Origin of the sequence: Streptomyces cyanogenus (genome assembly GCF_017526105.1) — a bacterium.
Taxonomy (GTDB): domain Bacteria; phylum Actinomycetota; class Actinomycetes; order Streptomycetales; family Streptomycetaceae; genus Streptomyces; species Streptomyces cyanogenus.
In genome coordinates, this window is the sequence record NZ_CP071839.1 from 3,341,237 (window position 1) to 3,358,422 (window position 17,186).

The window sequence follows — 17,186 nt, forward strand, 5'->3', positions numbered from 1 at the left end:
GCTGCGGGTGCCGGGCGTGGTCCGGCACCCGCAGCGGCGCACTACCGGCGGGTTGCGGTCCGGCCTCGCCGGTACAGCAGGACGCCGCCGGTGGTCAGCAGCGCGGCCACACCCGAGGCCATGAACGTCAGGTCCCCCGCACCGGTGTTGGGCAGGGAGGGCGACTGCGCGGGCGGTGACGCCGGGGTGCTGGGCGGGGTGGCCGGCCGCGTGGGCGGGGTCTTCGCGGGCGGGGTCTTCGTGGGGGGCGGCGACACGGGCGGGGTGGTGGGAGGCGTGGACGGTGTGTCTCCGTAGCCCAGCTCGGTGCCGTGCACGTGGACACCGTTGTCGTCCCCGCGACCGGGGAGAGCGCCGTCCAGGCCGTTGTCGTCCCCGTGACCGAGCAGGCCGTCGCCCAGGCCGGTGCCGTCCCCGTGACCGAGCAGGCCGCCGTCCAGACCGGTGCCGTCCCCGTGCCCCGGAAGGCCGCCGTCCAGGCCGCCGCCATGACCGGGCGCGGGGGCAGTGCCGGCCGTGCCGCTGCCGTCGGTGCGCACCGGGACGCTGTCGGCCGTGTCGTCGTCACCGTAGCCGGCGGCACCGGTCTGAGCGGTGCGTTTGCTGCCGGTGCCGTGCGGCTGACCGGCACCGTGTTTTTCGGCGTCGTGCGTGGCGTGGGAGGTCGTGCTGGTGTTGCAGGACTTCCCCGTGGACGCGTCGGGCGCGGCGCTCACCTTGAGGGACTCGGCGCAGTCGCCCTCGACATGGTCCACCGGGACATCGGGGAGGGCGTGGCCGGACGGACTGCCGAGTGGTCCCGCCGGGGCCTCGGTGTGCGAGCTCGCGAACGCCGGGATGACGTACAGCGACAGGATGCTCGTCGCGGCGCTGGCCACGACCATTCCCCTGCTCAGGTTCTGTCGCATTCTGGTCGTCTTTCTGATCGAGGAAGGGGGAGGTCGGCCCGGACCTCAGGTCGTGCCTGACGTGCCGGCGCCGACTGGGAGCTGAAGGGAGACGGGTTCTCGGCTACTGCACGAGATCCTGCTGCTGAAGAACTCTCAGCGCCTGCCCTTCTTCCTGCTGCTGCGCCGAGAAGCGACTTCACGTCGGCCGTAGTTCCGTCGCCACTTGATCTGCTGACTGGTCCAGTAATGCGATCCGGTGAAATGCCAGTAGCGACAGTCCGAACACCGGTAGATACGGTCGGGAATCTTCTCCAGCAGTGGCTGCTTTACCAGCCAGGCCCGCGCCTCGGACTCTGTGCGAAACGACGCTTTTCCCGATTCCGGACAACGCGGCAAGATGATCGCATCAGCCACATTCCCTCCGAGGCATGACATGTTCGCCCCTCTTCAGCCCGAGGACGGGACCGATACTGCATCACCAGACAATTCCCGCTCAAGCAGCTGGCACTCTTTCGGGCTAGCAATGGAAGGAGTTCACCCGGCCGGCCCACGGGGCGCAGCTGATGCGAATTGCACAAAAACAACTGGACGGCCATCACAATAATGATGGCCGCCACCGCTTCCCCGATGAAAAAATACAAGAAACAATCAGAAACAGATAGGAATTATCGCCCTCCGTGCCGACCCCCGTGTGCGGCTCGACGCACAGGGGGCAAGCCCACAACACAGGACCCACCCCCTGAGCCGGTCACCCGATCACTCGGCGTGGCCGACCTGGGTGCAGAAATTGCCGATGTTCGTCACGTTGTCACCGAGGAGGGCGACCGGCGCATTGACCGTCACGAGCGAGGAGAATTCCTGTTCGCAATCCAGGGACTGCGCGTTCTCGACGGCGGGGTGGGGCGCCTGGCCATCGCAGTCCGCGGCCTGTGCGGCCCCGGCAGCCGTCAGGCCGATGCCGCTGATGACGCTGGTCGCCAGCATGACCTTCCTCAACCTGCGCATCCGTACCTCCATGTGTTGACTCGCGGCCACGACTGACGCGTTGCCGCATCTAGTAGCGAAAAGAGGGACATCGGGCTCCTGCCGACGTCCCGTGGAAGGACGAGGAGCGGGTCCCGCACCCGAAAAGGGGGGACCCGCTCGAACCGGCGTCCTGAAGTCAGTCCCCGATGGACCCGATGACCGTGCAGAAGTTGCCGATGTTCTGGTTGTTGTCGCCGGCGGCAACGGGGGCGTTGAGGAAGGCGGCGCCGCCGTCGAAGGACTGGTCGCAGTCCACGACCTGCAGGTTGTGGACGTAGGGGACGTCGTCGTAGTCGTGGCCGCCGTGCGCGCTGGCGACGCCGCCACCGACCAGGCCCATGCCGCCGACCATGACTGCTACCGCCGCGACCTTCTTGAGCTTCTGCATCGTCTCTCCGATTTCCTCACGCACACGACCCTCCTTACGGACCGTGCCTGACTGATTACAGACGCTAACACACGCCTCACATAATTCGCGATTCCAGACACACCCGAAAGAGTGTCACCAGCATCCCCTATTGGTCTTTCCGAGTGACGCGTGACAAGGCGGGCGCAACCCCACTCCCCGATAGGGCCCACGCAAAGCACCTCCGACAGGCAGTGGCACAAGGAGTTCACATTCCTCGTGCGCACCCGTCGGAGGCGCTTTTCCCTCTCATCCCGGGGTTCGATACCACCCCAGGGAGCGGGACCTGCTTGGTACGGCGTTCCGAATTCAGTCGTCGATGGACCCGATGACCGTGCAGAAGTTGCCGATGTTCTGGTTGTTGTCGCCGCCGGCGACGGGAAGGTTGGCGAAGGCGGCGCCGGCGTCGAAGGACTGCTCGCACTCGACGGGCTGAAGGTTGCCGATCGGGTACTCGCCGTCGTAGCCGTGAGCGCTGGCGACACCGCCACCGATCAGACCCATGCCGCCGACCATGACCGCTACCGCCGCGACCTTCTTGAGCTTCTGCATCGTCTCTCCGATTTGCTCACACACACGACCCTCCTTACGGACCGTGTCTGACTCGTCACAGAGAATAACACGACCCCGCCTTAAACCCCTATTCCCGACACACGCGATTACGCGCCTGCAATCCAGTTATTCCGGTATTTAAGAAAAAAAGACGATCGCCCGGCCGGCCTTCACCACACCGCTCATACGACGGTCGCCGCCCTCCACCCATGCCTTACGGCTCATGGACGGATGGCGGCGACCGCGTGCTGTGGAGGGATGTCGGCGAGGGCGCAATCACCAGAGGGTGCGGACCACGACCTCTCGCCGTCGAAGTCCCTGTAATCAGTCCCCGATGGATCCGATCACGGTGCAGAAGTTGCCGATGTTCTGGTTGTTGTCGCCGGTGACCGCGAGGGGGGTGTTGACGAACGCGGCGCCTCCGTCGAAGTCCTGGTCGCAGTCCACGGCCTGCAGGTTGTGCACGTAAGGGACGTCGTCGTAGTCGTGACCGCCGTGCGCGCTGGCGACCCCGCCACCGACCAGGCCCATGCCGCCGACCATGACCGCTACCGCCGCGACCTTCTTGAGCTTCTGCATCGTTTCTCCGATTTCCTCACGCACACGACCTTCCTTACGGTCCGTGCACGACTCGTCACAGATGATAACAGTCGTCTCACTTGTCTCTCATGTCCGACACACCCGACGGAGTGTCACCGGCCGGGCGGCGCCCGGGGATGCCGTCAGGGGGTGCAGAGCATGGTGTTCGCGGTGCCCGTCCGCAGCGTCGCGCAGACGCGCGGAACCCGGGGCGCGGTGACGGTGACGGTCTGGCCGACGTTGGCCTGGACGGCCTCCTGCGCGCTCAGCAGCACGGCGCCGCCCGCGGTGATCGTCACGGCGACGCTCTGCGCCTGGGCGCAGTAGATGTTGACGGTGACCGTGCTGGTCGTCGTGTTGTCGAGTTTCTGGATGCCGACGGCACAGGGGAAGGTCTGCCGTGCGGCAGCCTGCGCGGGCACGGCGGCGAGGAGCGGCACGGAAGCCAGCAGCGCGATGACCGCCGAACGAAGCGTGCGATGCGACAAGGGTCCTCCCAGGGTCACTGGGGTGGCCACCCGCCATGGGTGGTCACCCCGGATCACGGCGCAGGAATGTCTCCTATGCACCTTTTCTGGGGATATGATCACCGGAGTGGGCACCCCACCACGCGTGTGGACCGCCCGGCCGATCACTCGAAATGGCGACGCGTCCTGCGCCGATCGGCCCTAGGAGACCACGTCCTTGCGCGCGAACCCCCGGAAGGCCAGAGCGAACAGCACGAGCGCGTAGGTGACGGAGATCGCCGCGCCCTGGATCATGCCGGACCACTCGGGGCGGGGCTGGACGGCGTCGGCCCAGGCGAACTGCCAGTGCGCGGGCAGGAAGTCGCGCCAGTGGCCCAGGGCGGTGACGGCGTCCAGGACATTGCCGACGATGGTCAGGCCGACCGCGCCGCCGACCGCGCCGAGCGGGGCGTCCGTCCTGGTCGAGAGCCAGAACGCCAGCCCGGCGGTGACCAGTTGGGACACGAAGACGTACGCCACGGCCACCAGGAGCCGCTGGGCCGCCGTACCCGTGTCCAGTGCGCCGCCGGTCGGTATCTCCAGGGGACCCCAGCCGTAGGCTGCCGTGCCGGCGGCGAGCGCCACCAGCGGCAGCAGCACCATCGCGGCGAGGCTCATCCCGAGCGCCACCACGAGCTTGGACCACAGCAGCCGGGCCCGGGGCACCGGGGCGGCCAGCAGGTAGCGCAGCGAGGACCAGCTCGCCTCGGAGGCGACCGTGTCCCCGCAGAACAGGGCGACCGGGATGACCAGCAGGAAGCCCGCCGAGACGAACAGGTTGACGGCGGCGAAGTTGGCGCCGGAGGCGGTGGCCGTGTCCATCAGCGTGACCTGGTTGTTCCGGCCGCCCGGGTCGCCGCCGATCGCGAAGGCGATCAGCAGCACGAACGGCAGCACGGCCAGGATCGCGCCCATGACCAGGGTGCGGCGCCGCTTGAGCTGGCGGACCAGCTCGACCCGCAGCGGCAGGGTGCGCCCCGCCTGGTAGCCGGAGGCGACCTCGGTGAGCGTGCTCATGCGGAACCTCCGATCAGGGTGAGGAAGGCGTCTTCCAGACGGCGGTGCGGGCCGACCGAGGCGACCGGCACCTCCAGCCGCACCAGCTCCACGACCAGCCGCTCGGCGGTGCCGCCGGGTTCGAGGCGGACCAGCAGTCCGTCGTCGGTGCGCACGGCGGAGGCGACGCCGTCCAGCGCGCCCACCTTCTCGACCACCGGCTCCTGCACCGGTACGGCGGTGCCGACCAGCAGGGTGTCGCCCGAGCCGACGATCTCCCGGACCGGGCCGGCCTGCACCAGCCGGCCGCGGTCCATCACCACCAGGTGGGTGCAGGACTGCTCCACCTCGGCGAGCAGATGGCTGGAGACGATCACCGTACGGCCGCCGGCCGCGTAGCGGATCATCACCTCGCGCATCTCGCGGATCTGGGGCGGGTCCAGGCCGTTGGTGGGCTCGTCCAGGATGAGCAGGTCGGGCAGGCCGAGCATGGCCTGGGCGATGGCCAGGCGCTGGCGCATGCCCTGGGAGTACGTGCGCACCGCGCGGGCGAGCGCGTCGCCGAGGCCGGCGATCTCCAGGGCCTCGTCCAGGTGGGCGTCCTCCGGCGGGCGGCCGGTGGCCCGCCAGTACAGCTCCAGGTTCTCCCGGCCGGACAGGTGCGGCAGGAAGCCCGCCCCCTCCACGAAGGCGCCGACCCGGGAGAGCACCGACGCGCCGGGCCGGATCGCGTGGCCGAAGACACGGATCTCGCCCTCGTCCGGCCGGATCAGCCCCATCAGCATGCGCAGGGTGGTGGTCTTACCGGCGCCGTTGGGGCCGAGGAGGCCGAGGACCTGGCTCTTCTCCACCCGGAAGGAGAGGTCCCGGACGGCGTACCGGTCGGTGGACCCGGCGTACCGCTTGCTCAGGTCCGTGATCACCAGCGGGACCTCGGCCAGCTCGGGGTCGGGCGCGGGGGCGGCCGTACGGCGGCGGGTGGTGAGCAGCAGGGCGAGGGCGGCGACCGCGCCGGCCGCGGGCAGCCACCAGACCCAGGCGGGCAGGGGCGCGGCGGCGGTGCTGACCGCGGGGGCCGTCGGCACGCCCAGGTCTCCCTTCAGGGAGACGGTGTAGGTGGCCGGGGCGGCCGGTGAGGCGTAGCCGAGGTCGGTGGAGGCGAGGACCAGGCGGAGCCGGTGGCCCTTCTGCACCGCGTGGTCGATCGCCGGGAGGGTGACGGTGACGTCCTTGCCCGCCTTGGCACCGGTCACCCGGAAGGGGGCGACGAGCTGGGCGGGCAGCACCTGCCGGGTGCCGTCGGGGCCGACGTCGTAGACCTTGCCGAACAGGACGGCGTCGTCGCCGGTGGAGGTGACGTGCACGGTGGCGGTCGGGGCGCCGGTGATCTGCAGGTCGCGGGTGAGCGGCGCCGAGTCGAACCTCGCGTACTGGCCGGGGAAGTCCAGGGAGACGCCGACGCCGAGCGCGGACAGCTGGGAGAGGCCGCCGGAGCCGCCGAGGCCGGGCAGGGCTGAGACGCCGGGCGGGCTGGCGCCGGCCGGGTTGGTGACGTGCTGGGTGCCGCCGGTGAGGGGGATGGAGCGCGCGTGGTCGTGCAGGCCGGGGTAGGCGGCGGCGCTCGCGCCGCGCAGCTGGGCGGTGCCGTCGGTGGAGTCGATGCCTCCGGTGCGGGTGATCCGGAACGCCGGGCCGGTGTCGGTGGCCTTGTCGTCCTTCAGGTACCGGTCGAACCAGGCACGCACGCGTGCCTCGACCCGGCTGGTCTCCATGTCGCCGCCGTCGTGTCCGCCGGCGATCCAGTCGACGTCGACGGGGGCGCCGTTCGCGCGGATCGCACGGGCGGCCGCGTCGGCCTGGCCGAGGGTGAACAGGGAGTCCGTCTGGCCCTGCAGCAGCAGGGTGGGCACCTTGATGCGGTCGCCGACGGCCGACGGCGAGCGTTCCTCCAGCAGCTTCCGGGCGGCCGGGTCCGGGGTGCCGGACTCGGCGACCCGGTCGTACATCCGGCACAGCGCGGGCTCGAAGCGGGCGCAGCCGCCGCCGGTGTTGACGAAGATGCCGGCCCAGAGCTTCTTGAACACGCCGTTCGGGAACAGGGCGTCCGCGAGGTTCCAGTAGGTGATGGCCGGGGCGATGGCGTCGACCCGCCGGTCGTGTCCGGCGGTGAGCAGGGAGACCGCGCCGCCGTAGGAGCCGCCGGCCATGCCCACGCGCGGGTCGCCGGGCTTGTCGAGCCGGACCTCGGGCCGCTTCGCCAGCCAGTCGATGAGCCGGGAGACGTCGGCGACCTCGCCGTTCGGGTCGTTCAGGCCGATCCTCCCGGTGGACCTGCCGAAGCCGCGCGCGGACCAGGTCAGGACCGCGTACCCGTCCCGGGCGAGGTCCTCGGCCTGCCGGCGCATGTCCTGCTTGCTGCCGCCGAAGCCGTGCGCGAGCAGGACCGCGGGGTGGCGGCCGCCGTCGGCCGGGGTGATGTACGAGGTGTCCAGGCGCACCCCGTCGACCGCCATGACCTGGTCGCTGACGCGTACGGTCCGCGTGTCGTCGGAGGCGACGGCCGCCGTCCACGTCCCGGCGCCGCCGAGCACTGCGACGGCGGCCGCGGCGGCCAGGAGCCGACGGGGCCGCCGAACGCTCCGCAGGGCGGGCAGTCGAAGATCCATGCGTCAACGGTACGGGGCGGGGCTGACGACCGCGGCAGACCTGGGGGTGAACGGCCGGCCCTTCCCCGGGAGTACGGGCCGGCCGTTTCGTACCGCGGTCGTGGTACGGGCGACAGCTCGGTCGTCCGCCGGCTGCCGGTTCGCCGTGGCCGGTCGCGCAGTTCCCCGCGCCCGCGGACCTCAGGCCTGTGCGTCCTCCGGGATCGACACCAGCCAGTGGGTCTCCCTGCGCGGGCGCAGGTACAGGGCCCAGTACAGGGTCGCCGCGGCGGTGATGCCGCCGGTCCACAGGAGGTAGGTGGTCTCCTGCTGGGTCAGGATGTAGGCCAGGACGGCGATGAGCAGGACCGGCACGGCGGGCCAGAGCGGCATGCGCCAGGCGGGGGTGTGCTTGTGGGAGCCGCGGCGGGCGAGCAGGGCGGCGACCGCGACCAGCAGGTACATGCCGGTCACCGAGACGCCGGTGACGCCGTACAGGGTGTCCAGGTTGACGAAACACAGGACCGCGCCGGGGACGCCGACCGCGAGGGTGGCGACCCAGGGGGAGCCGAAGCGGCCGAGCTTGGAGAAGACGGTGTTGACCGGGCCGGGCCAGGCCTTGTCGCGGGCGGAGGCGAACAGGACGCGGGAGTTCTGGATGACCATGACGATGCCCGCGTTGATGATCGCGAGGGCCACGCAGAGGCTGACGAAGGTGCCGACCGCGGAGTTGGACCAGGCGGTGACCATGGAGCTGATGTCGCCGCCGGTCAGCTCGTCGAGGTCGGAGGCGCCCATGGTGATGGCGGCGACCGGCACCAGGATGACCACGGTGGAGATGGCGAGGGTGGCGAGGACCGTGCGGGCGACGTTGCGGCGCGGGTTCTCCAGTTCCTCGGAGAGGTAGACGGCGGTGGAGAAGCCCTGGGTGACGAAGAGGGCGATGGCGAGGCCGGAGACCACCAGCATGGCCGTGACGGTGTCCGTGTGGCCGTGCGCGCCGGCGACCTGCATCGACACCAGGCTGCCCGTTCCGCGGTGGCTGTGCGAGAAGCCCAGCAGGGCGACGACGCCGGCGGCGACGACCTCCAGGACCAGGAAGATGCCGGTGATCCAGGCGTTGGCGCGCAGGTCGAGCAGGCCGGCGAGGGTGGCCAGCAGCATCACGCCGGCGCCGGTCATGGAGGGGTCGAGGTGGACGAGGGGGGCGAGGTAGTCCGCCGTGCCCATCGCGATCACCGGGGGCACGATCATCACGACCAGCAGGGAGAGCACGAAGACGAGCCAGCCCGTCAGCCGTCCGGCCATCGTGGAGACCATGGCGTACTCGCCGCCCGCGCTGGGGATGAGGGTGCCCAGCTCGGAGTAGCAGAACGCCACGGCGATACAGAGGAGGGAGCCGATGGCGATCGTCAGGGCGGTGGCGGTGCCGAGGGAGCCGAACAGATCGGGGACGACCACGAAGAGCGTGGAGGCGGGGGTGACGCAGGACAGCGTCAGCAGCGTTCCGCCGACGACACCGATGGAGCGCTTCAGCCCCGGCGCGGGGGCTGAAGGGGTGTCTACCACGGACTTCTGAAGCGTGTCGGTCATACGGCGGTTCCGATCGACTCGTGCGACTGAGGATGGCGTCGGGAGCGCTATCGCCTCCGGCGGATCGTCGTACGTTCTTCTCGTCCGCTCCCGGCGGTGCATAGCGAACCCCGACGAAAACCGCTGCGTCAATGGCCGTTTACCTTCGGAATCCGCACTTCCAGGAACCGGTACGGTGCATAACTTTCCCAGGCTGCGAAGCCTTATAAGTGCATCCATCAAGCTCATACCGAATGTGACCTTGCTTTCAAAGGTCATCTACCAGTTTCCCCTTCGCTACCCGTTTCGTCCGGGCAGAACGGGAACCGCAGCCGTCGCGTCAAAAAAATGTCAGCCGTCCGGTATCCGGACGGTAATCCGGTCGCGTGCATGTCAGTGGTGGCCGATAGAGTGCGCCGCGCACAGCAGACGCACAGCTTTGGGGTGGGACATGAAAATGCGGCACACCGGCGCGTGGGTGGCGTTCACGACGGCGGCGCTGGTAGCGGCCTCGGGCTGCGGCACGGAGGGCGTGAAGAAGGCCGTCAAGGCGGTCGACAAGGCCGACGCGGCGATGGCGGCGCTGGCCCGGGCCACGGACCGGACGGAGGCGCTGGGGTCGGCCGAGGTGCGGATGACGACCGACACCGGCACCAGCGGCCCGATCGCCATGAACGGCACGTACTCCTGGGGCCACGGATACGCCTTCGACGTGGAGATGGACACCAGGGCCGCGAACATGCAGGCCGTGAACCACTCCCCCACCACGCACGTGCTGTTCGTCGACGGCGTCTACTACTACGACGTGGACCGCTTCCCCTCCGGCCCGTACCAGGGCAAGGACTGGATCAAGGTCGACGGCTCCGTCTTCTTCGGGAAGAAGGGCGCGCAGGCCCTCAGCGGGGACAGCGGCAGCCCCTCCGCCTCCATGAAGGGCCTGAAGTACGCCAAGGACGTCCAGGACCTCGGCACGCAGACCGTGAACGGCCGGCGCACCACGCACTACCGCGGCGTGATCGACAGCGCGCACATGGGCAGGTTCAAGGACGTCTACGGCGAGGGCAGCCCCATGGGCAAGGCGACCGGTGCGAAGTCGATCCTCATGGACGTGTGGGTCGGCCCCGACGACCTGCCGGTGCGGCTCAAGGAGAAGATCGGCGTCATGACCATCAGCATGGACTTCGACAAGTTCGGCAAGGCGGTCACCGTCAAGACCCCGCCCGCCGCGCGGACTGCCGACCTCACCGAGGTCATCGAGAAGCAGCGGAAGCAGCAGGGCTGAACGCGACGGTGCCCCGTCCTCCCCTTGCGAGGAGGGCGGGGCACCGTGCCGTCCGGCTCAGTGGTTGCGCGGGAAGCCCAGGTCCACGCCCGCCGGGGTGTCGGCCGGGTCGGGCCAGCGCGTGGTGACGACCTTGCCGCGGGTGTAGAAGTGCGTGCCGTCGTTGCCGTAGATGTGGTGGTCGCCGAAGAGCGAGTCCTTCCAGCCACCGAAGGAGTGGTAGCCCACCGGCACCGGGATCGGCACGTTCACGCCGACCATGCCGGCCTCGATCTCCAGCTGGAAGCGGCGGGCCGCGCCGCCGTCCCGGGTGAAGATCGCGGTGCCGTTGCCGAACGGCGAGGCGTTGATGAGCGCCACGCCCTCCTCGTAGGTGTCGGCGCGCAGCACACACAGCACCGGGCCGAAGATCTCGTCCTGGTACGCCTTCGCGCTGGTCGGCACCTTGTCCAGCAGCGAGATGCCGATCCAGTGGCCGTCCTCGAAGCCCTCGACGGTGTAGCCGGTGCCGTCCAGCACGACCTCGGCGCCCTCGGCGGCGGCGCCCTCCACGTACGAGGCCACCTTGTCCCGGTGCGCCTTGGTGATCAGCGGGCCCATCTCGGACGCCGGGTCGCTGCCCGGACCGATCTTGATCTTCTCGGCGCGCTCGCGGATCTTCTCCACCAGCGTGTCGCCGATGGCGCCCACCGCCACGACCGCCGAGATGGCCATGCAGCGCTCGCCCGCGGAGCCGTAGGCGGCGCTCACCGCCGCGTCGGCCGCCGCGTCCAGGTCGGCGTCCGGCAGGACCAGCATGTGGTTCTTGGCGCCGCCGAGGGCCTGGACGCGCTTGCCGTGGGCGGAGGCGGTGGTGTGGATGTAGCGGGCGATCGGGGTCGAGCCGACGAAGGAGACGGCCTTGACGTCCGGGTGCTCCAGCAGGCGGTCGACGGCCACCTTGTCGCCGTGCACGACGTTGAAGACGCCGTCGGGCAGGCCGGCCTCGGCCAGCAGCTCGGCGAGGCGGACCGACGCCGACGGGTCCTTCTCGCTCGGCTTCAGCACGAAGGTGTTGCCGCAGGCGATGGCGATCGGGAACATCCACATCGGGACCATCGCCGGGAAGTTGAACGGCGTGATGCCGGCGACGACACCGAGCGGCTGGCGGATCGCGGCCACGTCGACGCGGCTCGCGACCTGCGTGGACAGCTCGCCCTTCAGCTGGACGTTGATCCCGCAGGCGAGGTCGACGATCTCCAGGCCGCGCGCGACCTCGCCGAGCGCGTCCGAGTGCACCTTGCCGTGCTCGGCGGTGATCAGCTCGGCGATCTCGTCCCGGTGCGCGTCGAGCAGCGCGCGGAACTTGAACAGGATGGACGTGCGCTGCGCCAGCGAGGACTGGCCCCAGGTCAGATAGGCGTCCTTGGCCGCCGCGACGGCCGCGTCCACCTCCTCGACCGACGCGAACGCGACCTTGGTGGTGACCGCGCCGGTCGCCGGGTCGGTGACCGGCCCGTACGTACCCGACGCGCCGTCGACGGACTTCCCGCCGATCCAGTGGTTGACGATCTTCGTCATGCCCAGAGACTCCTTCTTACAGATGGCGGCGTCGGGTCGAGACGTGCCGTTCGTACAGCTCTCGTGCCTTGACCGCGGACGCTCGGGTCGCGGTCTCGGCCACAGGAACATCCCACCAGGCCTGCGCCGGAGGCGCGCCCGACACAGTGTCGGACGTTTCGGTCTCCACGTAGACACATGTGGGAGTGTCGGCGGCCCGCGCCTCGGCGAGTGCCGCGCGCAGGTCCCGGACGGTCTTGGCGCGCAGCACCCGCATGCCGAGGCTGGCCGCGTTGGCGGCGAGGTCGACGGGCAGCGGGGCTCCGGTGAAGGTGCCGTCGGCGGAGGTGAAGCGGTACGCCGTGCCGAACCGCTCGCCGCCCACCGACTCCGACAGCCCGCCGATCGAGGCGTACCCGTGGTTCTGCACCAGCAGGATCTTGATCGCGATGCCCTCCTGCACGGCGGTCACGATCTCCGTCGGCATCATCAGGTACGTGCCGTCGCCGACCAGCGCCCACACGTTCCGCTCGGGCGCGGCGAGCTTCACGCCGAGGGCGGCGGGGATCTCGTAGCCCATGCAGGAGTAGCCGTACTCCAGGTGGTACTGGTCCGCCGACCGCGCCCGCCACAGCTTGTGCAGGTCGCCGGGGAGCGAGCCGGCCGCGTTGATGATGATGTCCGACTCGTCCACCAGCGCGTCCAGGGCGCCGATGACCTGGGGCTGGGTCGGCCGTACGTCGATCTCGTCGGCCTCGAAGCAGGCGTCGACGCGCTGCTCCCAGCGTTCCTTGTCCTCGGTGTACTCGGTGACGTAGGAGTCGGCGACGGTGTGGTCGTGCATCCCCAGCGCCTCGGTCAGCTCGCCCAGGCCGCTGCGGGCGTCGGCGACGAGCGGGAGCCCGGCCAGCTTGTGGCCGTCGAAGGGCGCGATGTTGAGGTTCAGGAAGCGGACGTCCGGGTTCTCGAAGAGGGTGCCGGAGGCGGTCGTGAAGTCGGTGTAGCGGGTGCCGACGCCGATCACCAGGTCCGCGGTGCGGGCCAGCTCGTCGGCGGTCGCCGTGCCGGTGTGGCCGATCCCGCCGACGTCCTGCGGGTGGTCGTAGCGCAGCGAGCCCTTGCCGGCCTGGGTGGAGGCGACCGGGATGCGGGTCGCCGCCGCGAACTCCGCGAGGGCCTCCTCGGCGCGGCTGTGGTGGACCCCGCCGCCGGCGACGACGAGGGGCCTGCGCGCCTCGCGGACCGCCCGGACGGCCTCGGCCAGCTCGGTCGGGTCCGCGCCCGGCCGCCGTACGGTCCACACGCGCGGCGAGAAGAACTCCTCCGGCCAGTCGTACGCCTCCGCCTGGACGTCCTGCGGCAGGGCGAGCGTGACGGCGCCGGTCTCCACGGGGTCGGTGAGGACCCGCACGGCCTGGAGCGCGCTCGGGATCAGGGCCTCCGGCCGGGTGACGCGGTCGAAGTACCTCGACACCGGGCGCAGGGTGTCGTTGACCGACACATCGCCCGCGTACGGCAGTTCCAGCTGCTGCAGGACCGGGTCGGCGGGGCGGGTGGCGAAGACGTCGCCGGGCAGGAGCAGCACCGGGAGGTGGTTGATGGTCGCGAGGGCGGCGCCGGTGACCAGGTTGGTCGCGCCGGGGCCGATCGAGGTCGTCACCGCGTGCGTGGACAGCCGGTTCGACTGGCGGGCGTAGCCGACCGCCGCGTGCACCATGGACTGCTCGTTGCGGCCCTGGTGGTACGGCATGACGTCGGCGTACTCGACCAGTGCCTGGCCGAGGCCGGCGACGTTGCCGTGCCCGAAGATGCCCCAGGTGGCGCCGATCAGCCGCCGCCGCTCGCCGTCGCGTTCGGTGTACTGGGCGGCGAGGAAGCGGACGAGCGCCTGGGCGACGGTCAGCCGGATCGTCATCGGTATCCCCCTGTGCTTTCTACGTGGTCGGGGTGGAAGCAGATCCGCCATTCACGGGTCTCGCCCGGGCCCGCCATGACGTTCAGGTAGTACATGTCGTGCCCGGGCTGGGCGATGGACGGGCCGTGCCAGCCGTCGGGGACGAGGACGGTGTCGCCGGAGCGGACCTCGGCGAGGACGTCCGAGCCGCCCTCGCGTGAGGGGAACACCCGCTGGTAGCCGAGTCCGTTCGGGCCGTCGATCTCGAAGTAGTAGATCTCCTCCAGCTCGGACTCCTCGCCCGGCCGGTGCTCGTCGTGCTTGTGCGGCGGGTACGAGGACCAGTTGCCACCCGGCGTGATCACCTCCACGGCGATCAGCTTGTCGCAGTCGAAGGAGTCGGCGGACGCGAAGTTGCGCACCCGGCGGGCGCAGGTGCCGCTGCCGCGCTCCTCGACGGGGACCTCCGGCGCGGGGCCGTAGCGGGCGGGGAGTCGTCGCTCGCACTTCGCTCCTGCCAGGGCGAAGCGGCCTCCCGCGCCGGAGGCGATCAGGACCCGGGCGTCCCGGGGGGCGTACGCGAAGTCGGAGGCTCCGCTGAACACACCTTCCCTGCCCAGGAGTTGGAACTCGACGTGCTCGGTCGACGCAGTCTCGATTCGTACGCTACATCCGCCTTCCAGCGGAAGCACGATCCATTCGCTGTCCCCGGTGGTGAACGTATGGCTGCCACCGGGCGCCAACTCCACGACACGCAGGCTGCTGTGTGTCCAGCCGGCCACCTCCGGGCCGATGTCGACGGCGTACCGGGCGTTCGCGGTGGCGCCCCTGGGCAGGTGCAGGTCGGTGCTGGTCATGCGGCCCTCACAGCAGTCCTACGGCGGTGTCCACGGCGGCGGCCACATCGCCGTCCGCCGGGTACAGCAGCGAGCGGCCGACCACCAGGCCGCGCACGGTGGGGAGTTGGAGCGCCCCGCGCCACTTCTCGAAGGCGGCGACCTGGTCCTCGGGCGAGTCGCCGATGTCCCCGCCGAGCAGCACGGCGGGCAGCGTGGAGGTCTCCATGACCCGCGCCATGTCGTCGGGGTTCTCGGTGACCGGCACCTTCAGCCAGGTGTAGGCCGAGGAACCGCCGAGGCCGGAGGCGATGGCGATGGACCGGGTGACCGCCTCGGCGGACAGGTCGTTCGCCAGCTTCCCCTCGGGGGTGCGGCGGCTGATGAACGGCTCCACGAACACCGGCAGCCGGCGCGCGGCCATGGCGTCGATGGCGCGGGCGGTGGACTCCAGAGTGGTCAGGGAGCCCGGGTCGGCGTAGTCGACGCGCAGCAGCAGCTTGCCCGCGTCGAAGCCGAGGCGCTCGATGTCCTCCGGGCGGTGGCCGGTGAACCGGTCGTCCAGTTCGAAGCTGGCTCCCTGCAGGCCGCCGCGGTTCATGGAGCCCATGACGACCTTGTGGTCCAGGGCGCCGAGCAGGAGCAGGTCGTCCAGGATGTCGGCGGTGGCGAGGACGCCGTCGACGCCGGGCCGGGACAGCGCGAGGCAGAGGCGTTCGAGCAGGTCGGCGCGGTTGGCCATGGCGAGCTTGCGGTCGCCGACGCCGAGCGCGCCGCGGGCCGGGTGGTCGGCGGCGACGATCATCAGCCGGCCGCTCTCGTTCAGCAGGGGTCTGCGGGCCCGGCGAACGGCGGCCTCGGCGATCGCCTCGGGGTGGTGGGTGCGGATGCGGACGAGTTCGGCCACGTCGACGCGGGGCGCGCGGATGCCCGAACCGCCCTCGTGCCGCGTGCCCGCGACCCGGCCGGCCCTCACAGCACCGCTCCGGCCTGGAGCGCGGCGGCGACCTCGTCCGGGGTCGGCATCGCGGAGGAGCACTCCAGGCGGGAGGCGACGATGGCACCGGCCGCGTTGGCGTGCCGCATGATCGTCTCCAGGTCCCAGCCGGCCAGCAGGCCGTGGCAGAGGGAGCCGCCGAAGGCGTCGCCGGCACCGAGCCCGTTGAGGACGGTGACGGGCAGGGGCGGTACCTCCGCGGACTCGCCCTCCCGGTTGACGGCGAGGACGCCCTTGGGTCCCTGCTTGACGACGGCCAGTTCGACCCCGGCGTCCAGCAGGGCGCGGGCGGCGGCATGCGGTTCACGGACGCCGGTGGCGACCTCGACCTCGTCCAGGTTGCCGACGGCGACGGTGGTGTGGCGCAGGGCCTCGGCGTAGAAGGGTCGGGCGGTGCCCGGGTCCGACCAGAACACGGGGCGCCAGTCGAGGTCGAAGACGGTGGTGCCGGACTTGGCGCGGTGGGCGAGGGCCGCCAGGGTCGCCGTGCGGCTGGGCTCCTCGCTCAGGCCGGTGCCGGTGACCCAGAAGATCCGGGTCTCGCGGATGGCGTCGAGGTCCAGCTCGTGGGCGTCGATCTCCAGGTCCGGGGCCTTGGGCTGCCGGTAGAAGTAGAGCGGGAAGTCGTCCGGCGGGAAGACCTCGCAGAAGGTGACCGGGGTGGGCAGGCCGGGAACGGGGGTGACCCAGCGGTCGTCGACGCCGAAGCCGCGCAGCGCCTCGTGCAGGTAGGTGCCGAACGGGTCGTCGCCGGTGCGGGTGATCACGGCGGTGTGCCGGCCGAGCCGGGCGGCGGCGACCGCCACGTTCGTCGCCGACCCGCCGAGGAACTTGCCGAAGGACGACACCTGGGCGAGCGGGACACCGGTCTGCAGCGGGTAGAGGTCCACCCCGATCCGCCCCATGGTGATCAGGTCGTAGGCCATCGGCTTCCCTTCGTCGTGGCTCTCCCCGGCTTTCTAGTCCCGCACGCCGAGCGCTGTCAATATTTTGTCCGGACATTCGGACCAGTTCCCACGGAGGGTCCGGCACCAGTGCGCTCTGTAGTCACTGCGTCACAAATACCCTCGCGCTGTCACACATGTCGCGGCTCAGCGGGCTTTGGGTCACACCCGGTCGACAGGCGATCTCCCCCGGTCACTCTGCGTCGTTCGGCAGGACACAGGCTTGGTGATCGCCAGCGCAGCGCCCGGTCCCCCCGGCGGCCTTTCCCGGTCGCCGCCGTGGTGCGCGCGGGGAGGTGCAAGGCATGACCGACCGAAGGCTCTGGTCCTACAAGGAGATCGCGGCGCACATCCGGGTGCAGCCGGACACCGTCCGGTCCTACCGCAAGCACGGGCTGCTGCCTCCGCCCGACCACGTCGAGGGGGGCAAGCCCTACTGGTACGCCGACACGGTCCGGGCCTGGGTCGCCTCCCGTCCCCGCAACCGCGGCCGCGGGGACGACTGACCCCGGCCGCCGGAGC

16 protein-coding genes are annotated in these 17,186 nt (G+C 70.6%); 2 read left to right on the top strand and 14 right to left on the bottom strand.

Annotation, left to right across the window (positions count from 1 at the left end; genetic code table 11):
• Nucleotides 1–41 precede the first annotated feature (41 nt).
• The 9 genes from S1361_RS14945 to S1361_RS14985 all read right to left on the bottom strand — a co-directional run bounded on the left by S1361_RS14945 (nucleotide 42) and on the right by S1361_RS14985 (nucleotide 9,193).
• Nucleotides 42–908, bottom strand: a complete 867-nt coding sequence (locus S1361_RS14945) for an LPXTG cell wall anchor domain-containing protein (RefSeq protein ID WP_208032341.1) — start codon at nucleotides 906–908, stop codon at nucleotides 42–44.
• A gap of 738 nt (nucleotides 909–1,646) precedes the next feature.
• The gene (locus S1361_RS14950) at nucleotides 1,647–1,874 is read right to left on the bottom strand and encodes a hypothetical protein (RefSeq protein ID WP_208032342.1); all 228 of its coding nucleotides are present in this window, start codon (nucleotides 1,872–1,874) and stop codon (nucleotides 1,647–1,649) included.
• A 178-nt stretch (nucleotides 1,875–2,052) separates the two neighbouring features.
• The gene (locus S1361_RS14955) at nucleotides 2,053–2,328 is read right to left on the bottom strand and encodes a hypothetical protein (RefSeq protein ID WP_243769176.1); all 276 of its coding nucleotides are present in this window, start codon (nucleotides 2,326–2,328) and stop codon (nucleotides 2,053–2,055) included.
• Nucleotides 2,329–2,631: 303 nt separating this feature from the next.
• Nucleotides 2,632–2,898 carry a hypothetical protein gene (locus S1361_RS14960; RefSeq protein WP_243769177.1) on the bottom strand — a complete coding sequence of 89 codons (267 nt, stop codon included), beginning with the start codon at nucleotides 2,896–2,898 and terminating at the stop codon, nucleotides 2,632–2,634.
• A gap of 300 nt (nucleotides 2,899–3,198) precedes the next feature.
• Nucleotides 3,199–3,477: a hypothetical protein gene (locus S1361_RS14965; RefSeq protein WP_243769178.1), complete on the bottom strand. Its 279-nt coding sequence runs from the start codon at nucleotides 3,475–3,477 to the stop codon at nucleotides 3,199–3,201.
• A gap of 119 nt (nucleotides 3,478–3,596) precedes the next feature.
• Nucleotides 3,597–3,941 carry a hypothetical protein gene (locus tag S1361_RS14970; protein ID WP_208032343.1) on the bottom strand — a complete coding sequence of 115 codons (345 nt, stop codon included), beginning with the start codon at nucleotides 3,939–3,941 and terminating at the stop codon, nucleotides 3,597–3,599.
• A gap of 180 nt (nucleotides 3,942–4,121) precedes the next feature.
• A complete protein-coding gene (locus S1361_RS14975; RefSeq protein WP_208032344.1) occupies nucleotides 4,122–4,976 on the bottom strand; it encodes an ABC transporter permease in 855 nt (284 codons plus the stop codon).
• Complete coding sequence (locus tag S1361_RS14980) at nucleotides 4,973–7,621, bottom strand: CocE/NonD family hydrolase (protein WP_208032345.1); 2,649 nt, start codon at nucleotides 7,619–7,621, stop codon at nucleotides 4,973–4,975. The genes S1361_RS14975 and S1361_RS14980 overlap by 4 nt, the downstream gene beginning before the upstream one ends.
• 180 nt (nucleotides 7,622–7,801) lie before the next feature.
• Nucleotides 7,802–9,193: an APC family permease gene (locus S1361_RS14985; RefSeq protein ID WP_208032346.1), complete on the bottom strand. Its 1,392-nt coding sequence runs from the start codon at nucleotides 9,191–9,193 to the stop codon at nucleotides 7,802–7,804.
• Nucleotides 9,194–9,623: 430 nt separating this feature from the next.
• On the opposite strand from S1361_RS14985, the gene S1361_RS14990 reads away from it, so the two are divergent.
• Entirely contained in the window at nucleotides 9,624–10,454 is an 831-nt protein-coding gene (locus S1361_RS14990; protein WP_208032347.1) for an SCO4651 family lipoprotein, read from the top strand.
• A gap of 57 nt (nucleotides 10,455–10,511) precedes the next feature.
• Here the strand turns inward: S1361_RS14990 and mmsA are convergent, their stop codons facing one another.
• From mmsA to iolC, 5 genes are all read right to left on the bottom strand, one after another.
• Nucleotides 10,512–12,014, bottom strand: coding sequence for a CoA-acylating methylmalonate-semialdehyde dehydrogenase (mmsA, locus tag S1361_RS14995; RefSeq protein WP_208032348.1), 1,503 nt, complete (start codon nucleotides 12,012–12,014; stop codon nucleotides 10,512–10,514).
• A gap of 16 nt (nucleotides 12,015–12,030) precedes the next feature.
• Entirely contained in the window at nucleotides 12,031–13,908 is a 1,878-nt protein-coding gene (iolD, locus tag S1361_RS15000) for a 3D-(3,5/4)-trihydroxycyclohexane-1,2-dione acylhydrolase (decyclizing) (protein WP_208032349.1), read from the bottom strand.
• Nucleotides 13,905–14,744 carry a 5-deoxy-glucuronate isomerase gene (gene iolB / locus S1361_RS15005; protein WP_208032350.1) on the bottom strand — a complete coding sequence of 280 codons (840 nt, stop codon included), beginning with the start codon at nucleotides 14,742–14,744 and terminating at the stop codon, nucleotides 13,905–13,907. Before iolB ends, iolD begins: the two co-directional genes overlap by 4 nt.
• A 7-nt stretch (nucleotides 14,745–14,751) precedes the next feature.
• On the bottom strand, nucleotides 14,752–15,630 hold the full coding sequence (locus S1361_RS15010) for a Cgl0159 family (beta/alpha)8-fold protein (RefSeq protein ID WP_425088015.1): 879 nt from the start codon (nucleotides 15,628–15,630) through the stop codon (nucleotides 14,752–14,754).
• A gap of 65 nt (nucleotides 15,631–15,695) precedes the next feature.
• Complete coding sequence (gene iolC, locus S1361_RS15015) at nucleotides 15,696–16,646, bottom strand: 5-dehydro-2-deoxygluconokinase (RefSeq protein WP_208032351.1); 951 nt, start codon at nucleotides 16,644–16,646, stop codon at nucleotides 15,696–15,698.
• A 323-nt stretch (nucleotides 16,647–16,969) separates the two neighbouring features.
• On the opposite strand from iolC, the gene S1361_RS15020 reads away from it, so the two are divergent.
• A complete protein-coding gene (locus S1361_RS15020) occupies nucleotides 16,970–17,170 on the top strand; it encodes a helix-turn-helix transcriptional regulator (RefSeq protein WP_208032352.1) in 201 nt (66 codons plus the stop codon).
• The last annotated feature ends 16 nt before the right edge of the window (nucleotides 17,171–17,186 follow it).

What these genes read in the sequence shown, in the direction of transcription:
- S1361_RS14945 (WP_208032341.1), bottom strand. Translation starts at nt 908, where the DNA reads ATGCGACAGAACCTGAGCAGGGGAATGGTCGTGGCCAGCGCCGCGACG.
- S1361_RS14950 (WP_208032342.1), bottom strand. Translation starts at nt 1,874, where the DNA reads ATGCTGGCGACCAGCGTCATCAGCGGCATCGGCCTGACGGCTGCCGGG.
- S1361_RS14975 (WP_208032344.1), bottom strand. Translation starts at nt 4,976, where the DNA reads ATGAGCACGCTCACCGAGGTCGCCTCCGGCTACCAGGCGGGGCGCACC.
- S1361_RS14980 (WP_208032345.1), bottom strand. Translation starts at nt 7,621, where the DNA reads ATGGATCTTCGACTGCCCGCCCTGCGGAGCGTTCGGCGGCCCCGTCGG.
- S1361_RS14985 (WP_208032346.1), bottom strand. Translation starts at nt 9,193, where the DNA reads ATGACCGACACGCTTCAGAAGTCCGTGGTAGACACCCCTTCAGCCCCC.
- S1361_RS14990 (WP_208032347.1), top strand. Translation starts at nt 9,624, where the DNA reads ATGAAAATGCGGCACACCGGCGCGTGGGTGGCGTTCACGACGGCGGCG.
- mmsA (WP_208032348.1), bottom strand. Translation starts at nt 12,014, where the DNA reads ATGACGAAGATCGTCAACCACTGGATCGGCGGGAAGTCCGTCGACGGC.
- iolD (WP_208032349.1), bottom strand. Translation starts at nt 13,908, where the DNA reads ATGACGATCCGGCTGACCGTCGCCCAGGCGCTCGTCCGCTTCCTCGCC.
- iolB (WP_208032350.1), bottom strand. Translation starts at nt 14,744, where the DNA reads ATGACCAGCACCGACCTGCACCTGCCCAGGGGCGCCACCGCGAACGCC.
- iolC (WP_208032351.1), bottom strand. Translation starts at nt 16,646, where the DNA reads ATGGCCTACGACCTGATCACCATGGGGCGGATCGGGGTGGACCTCTAC.
- S1361_RS15020 (WP_208032352.1), top strand. Translation starts at nt 16,970, where the DNA reads ATGACCGACCGAAGGCTCTGGTCCTACAAGGAGATCGCGGCGCACATC.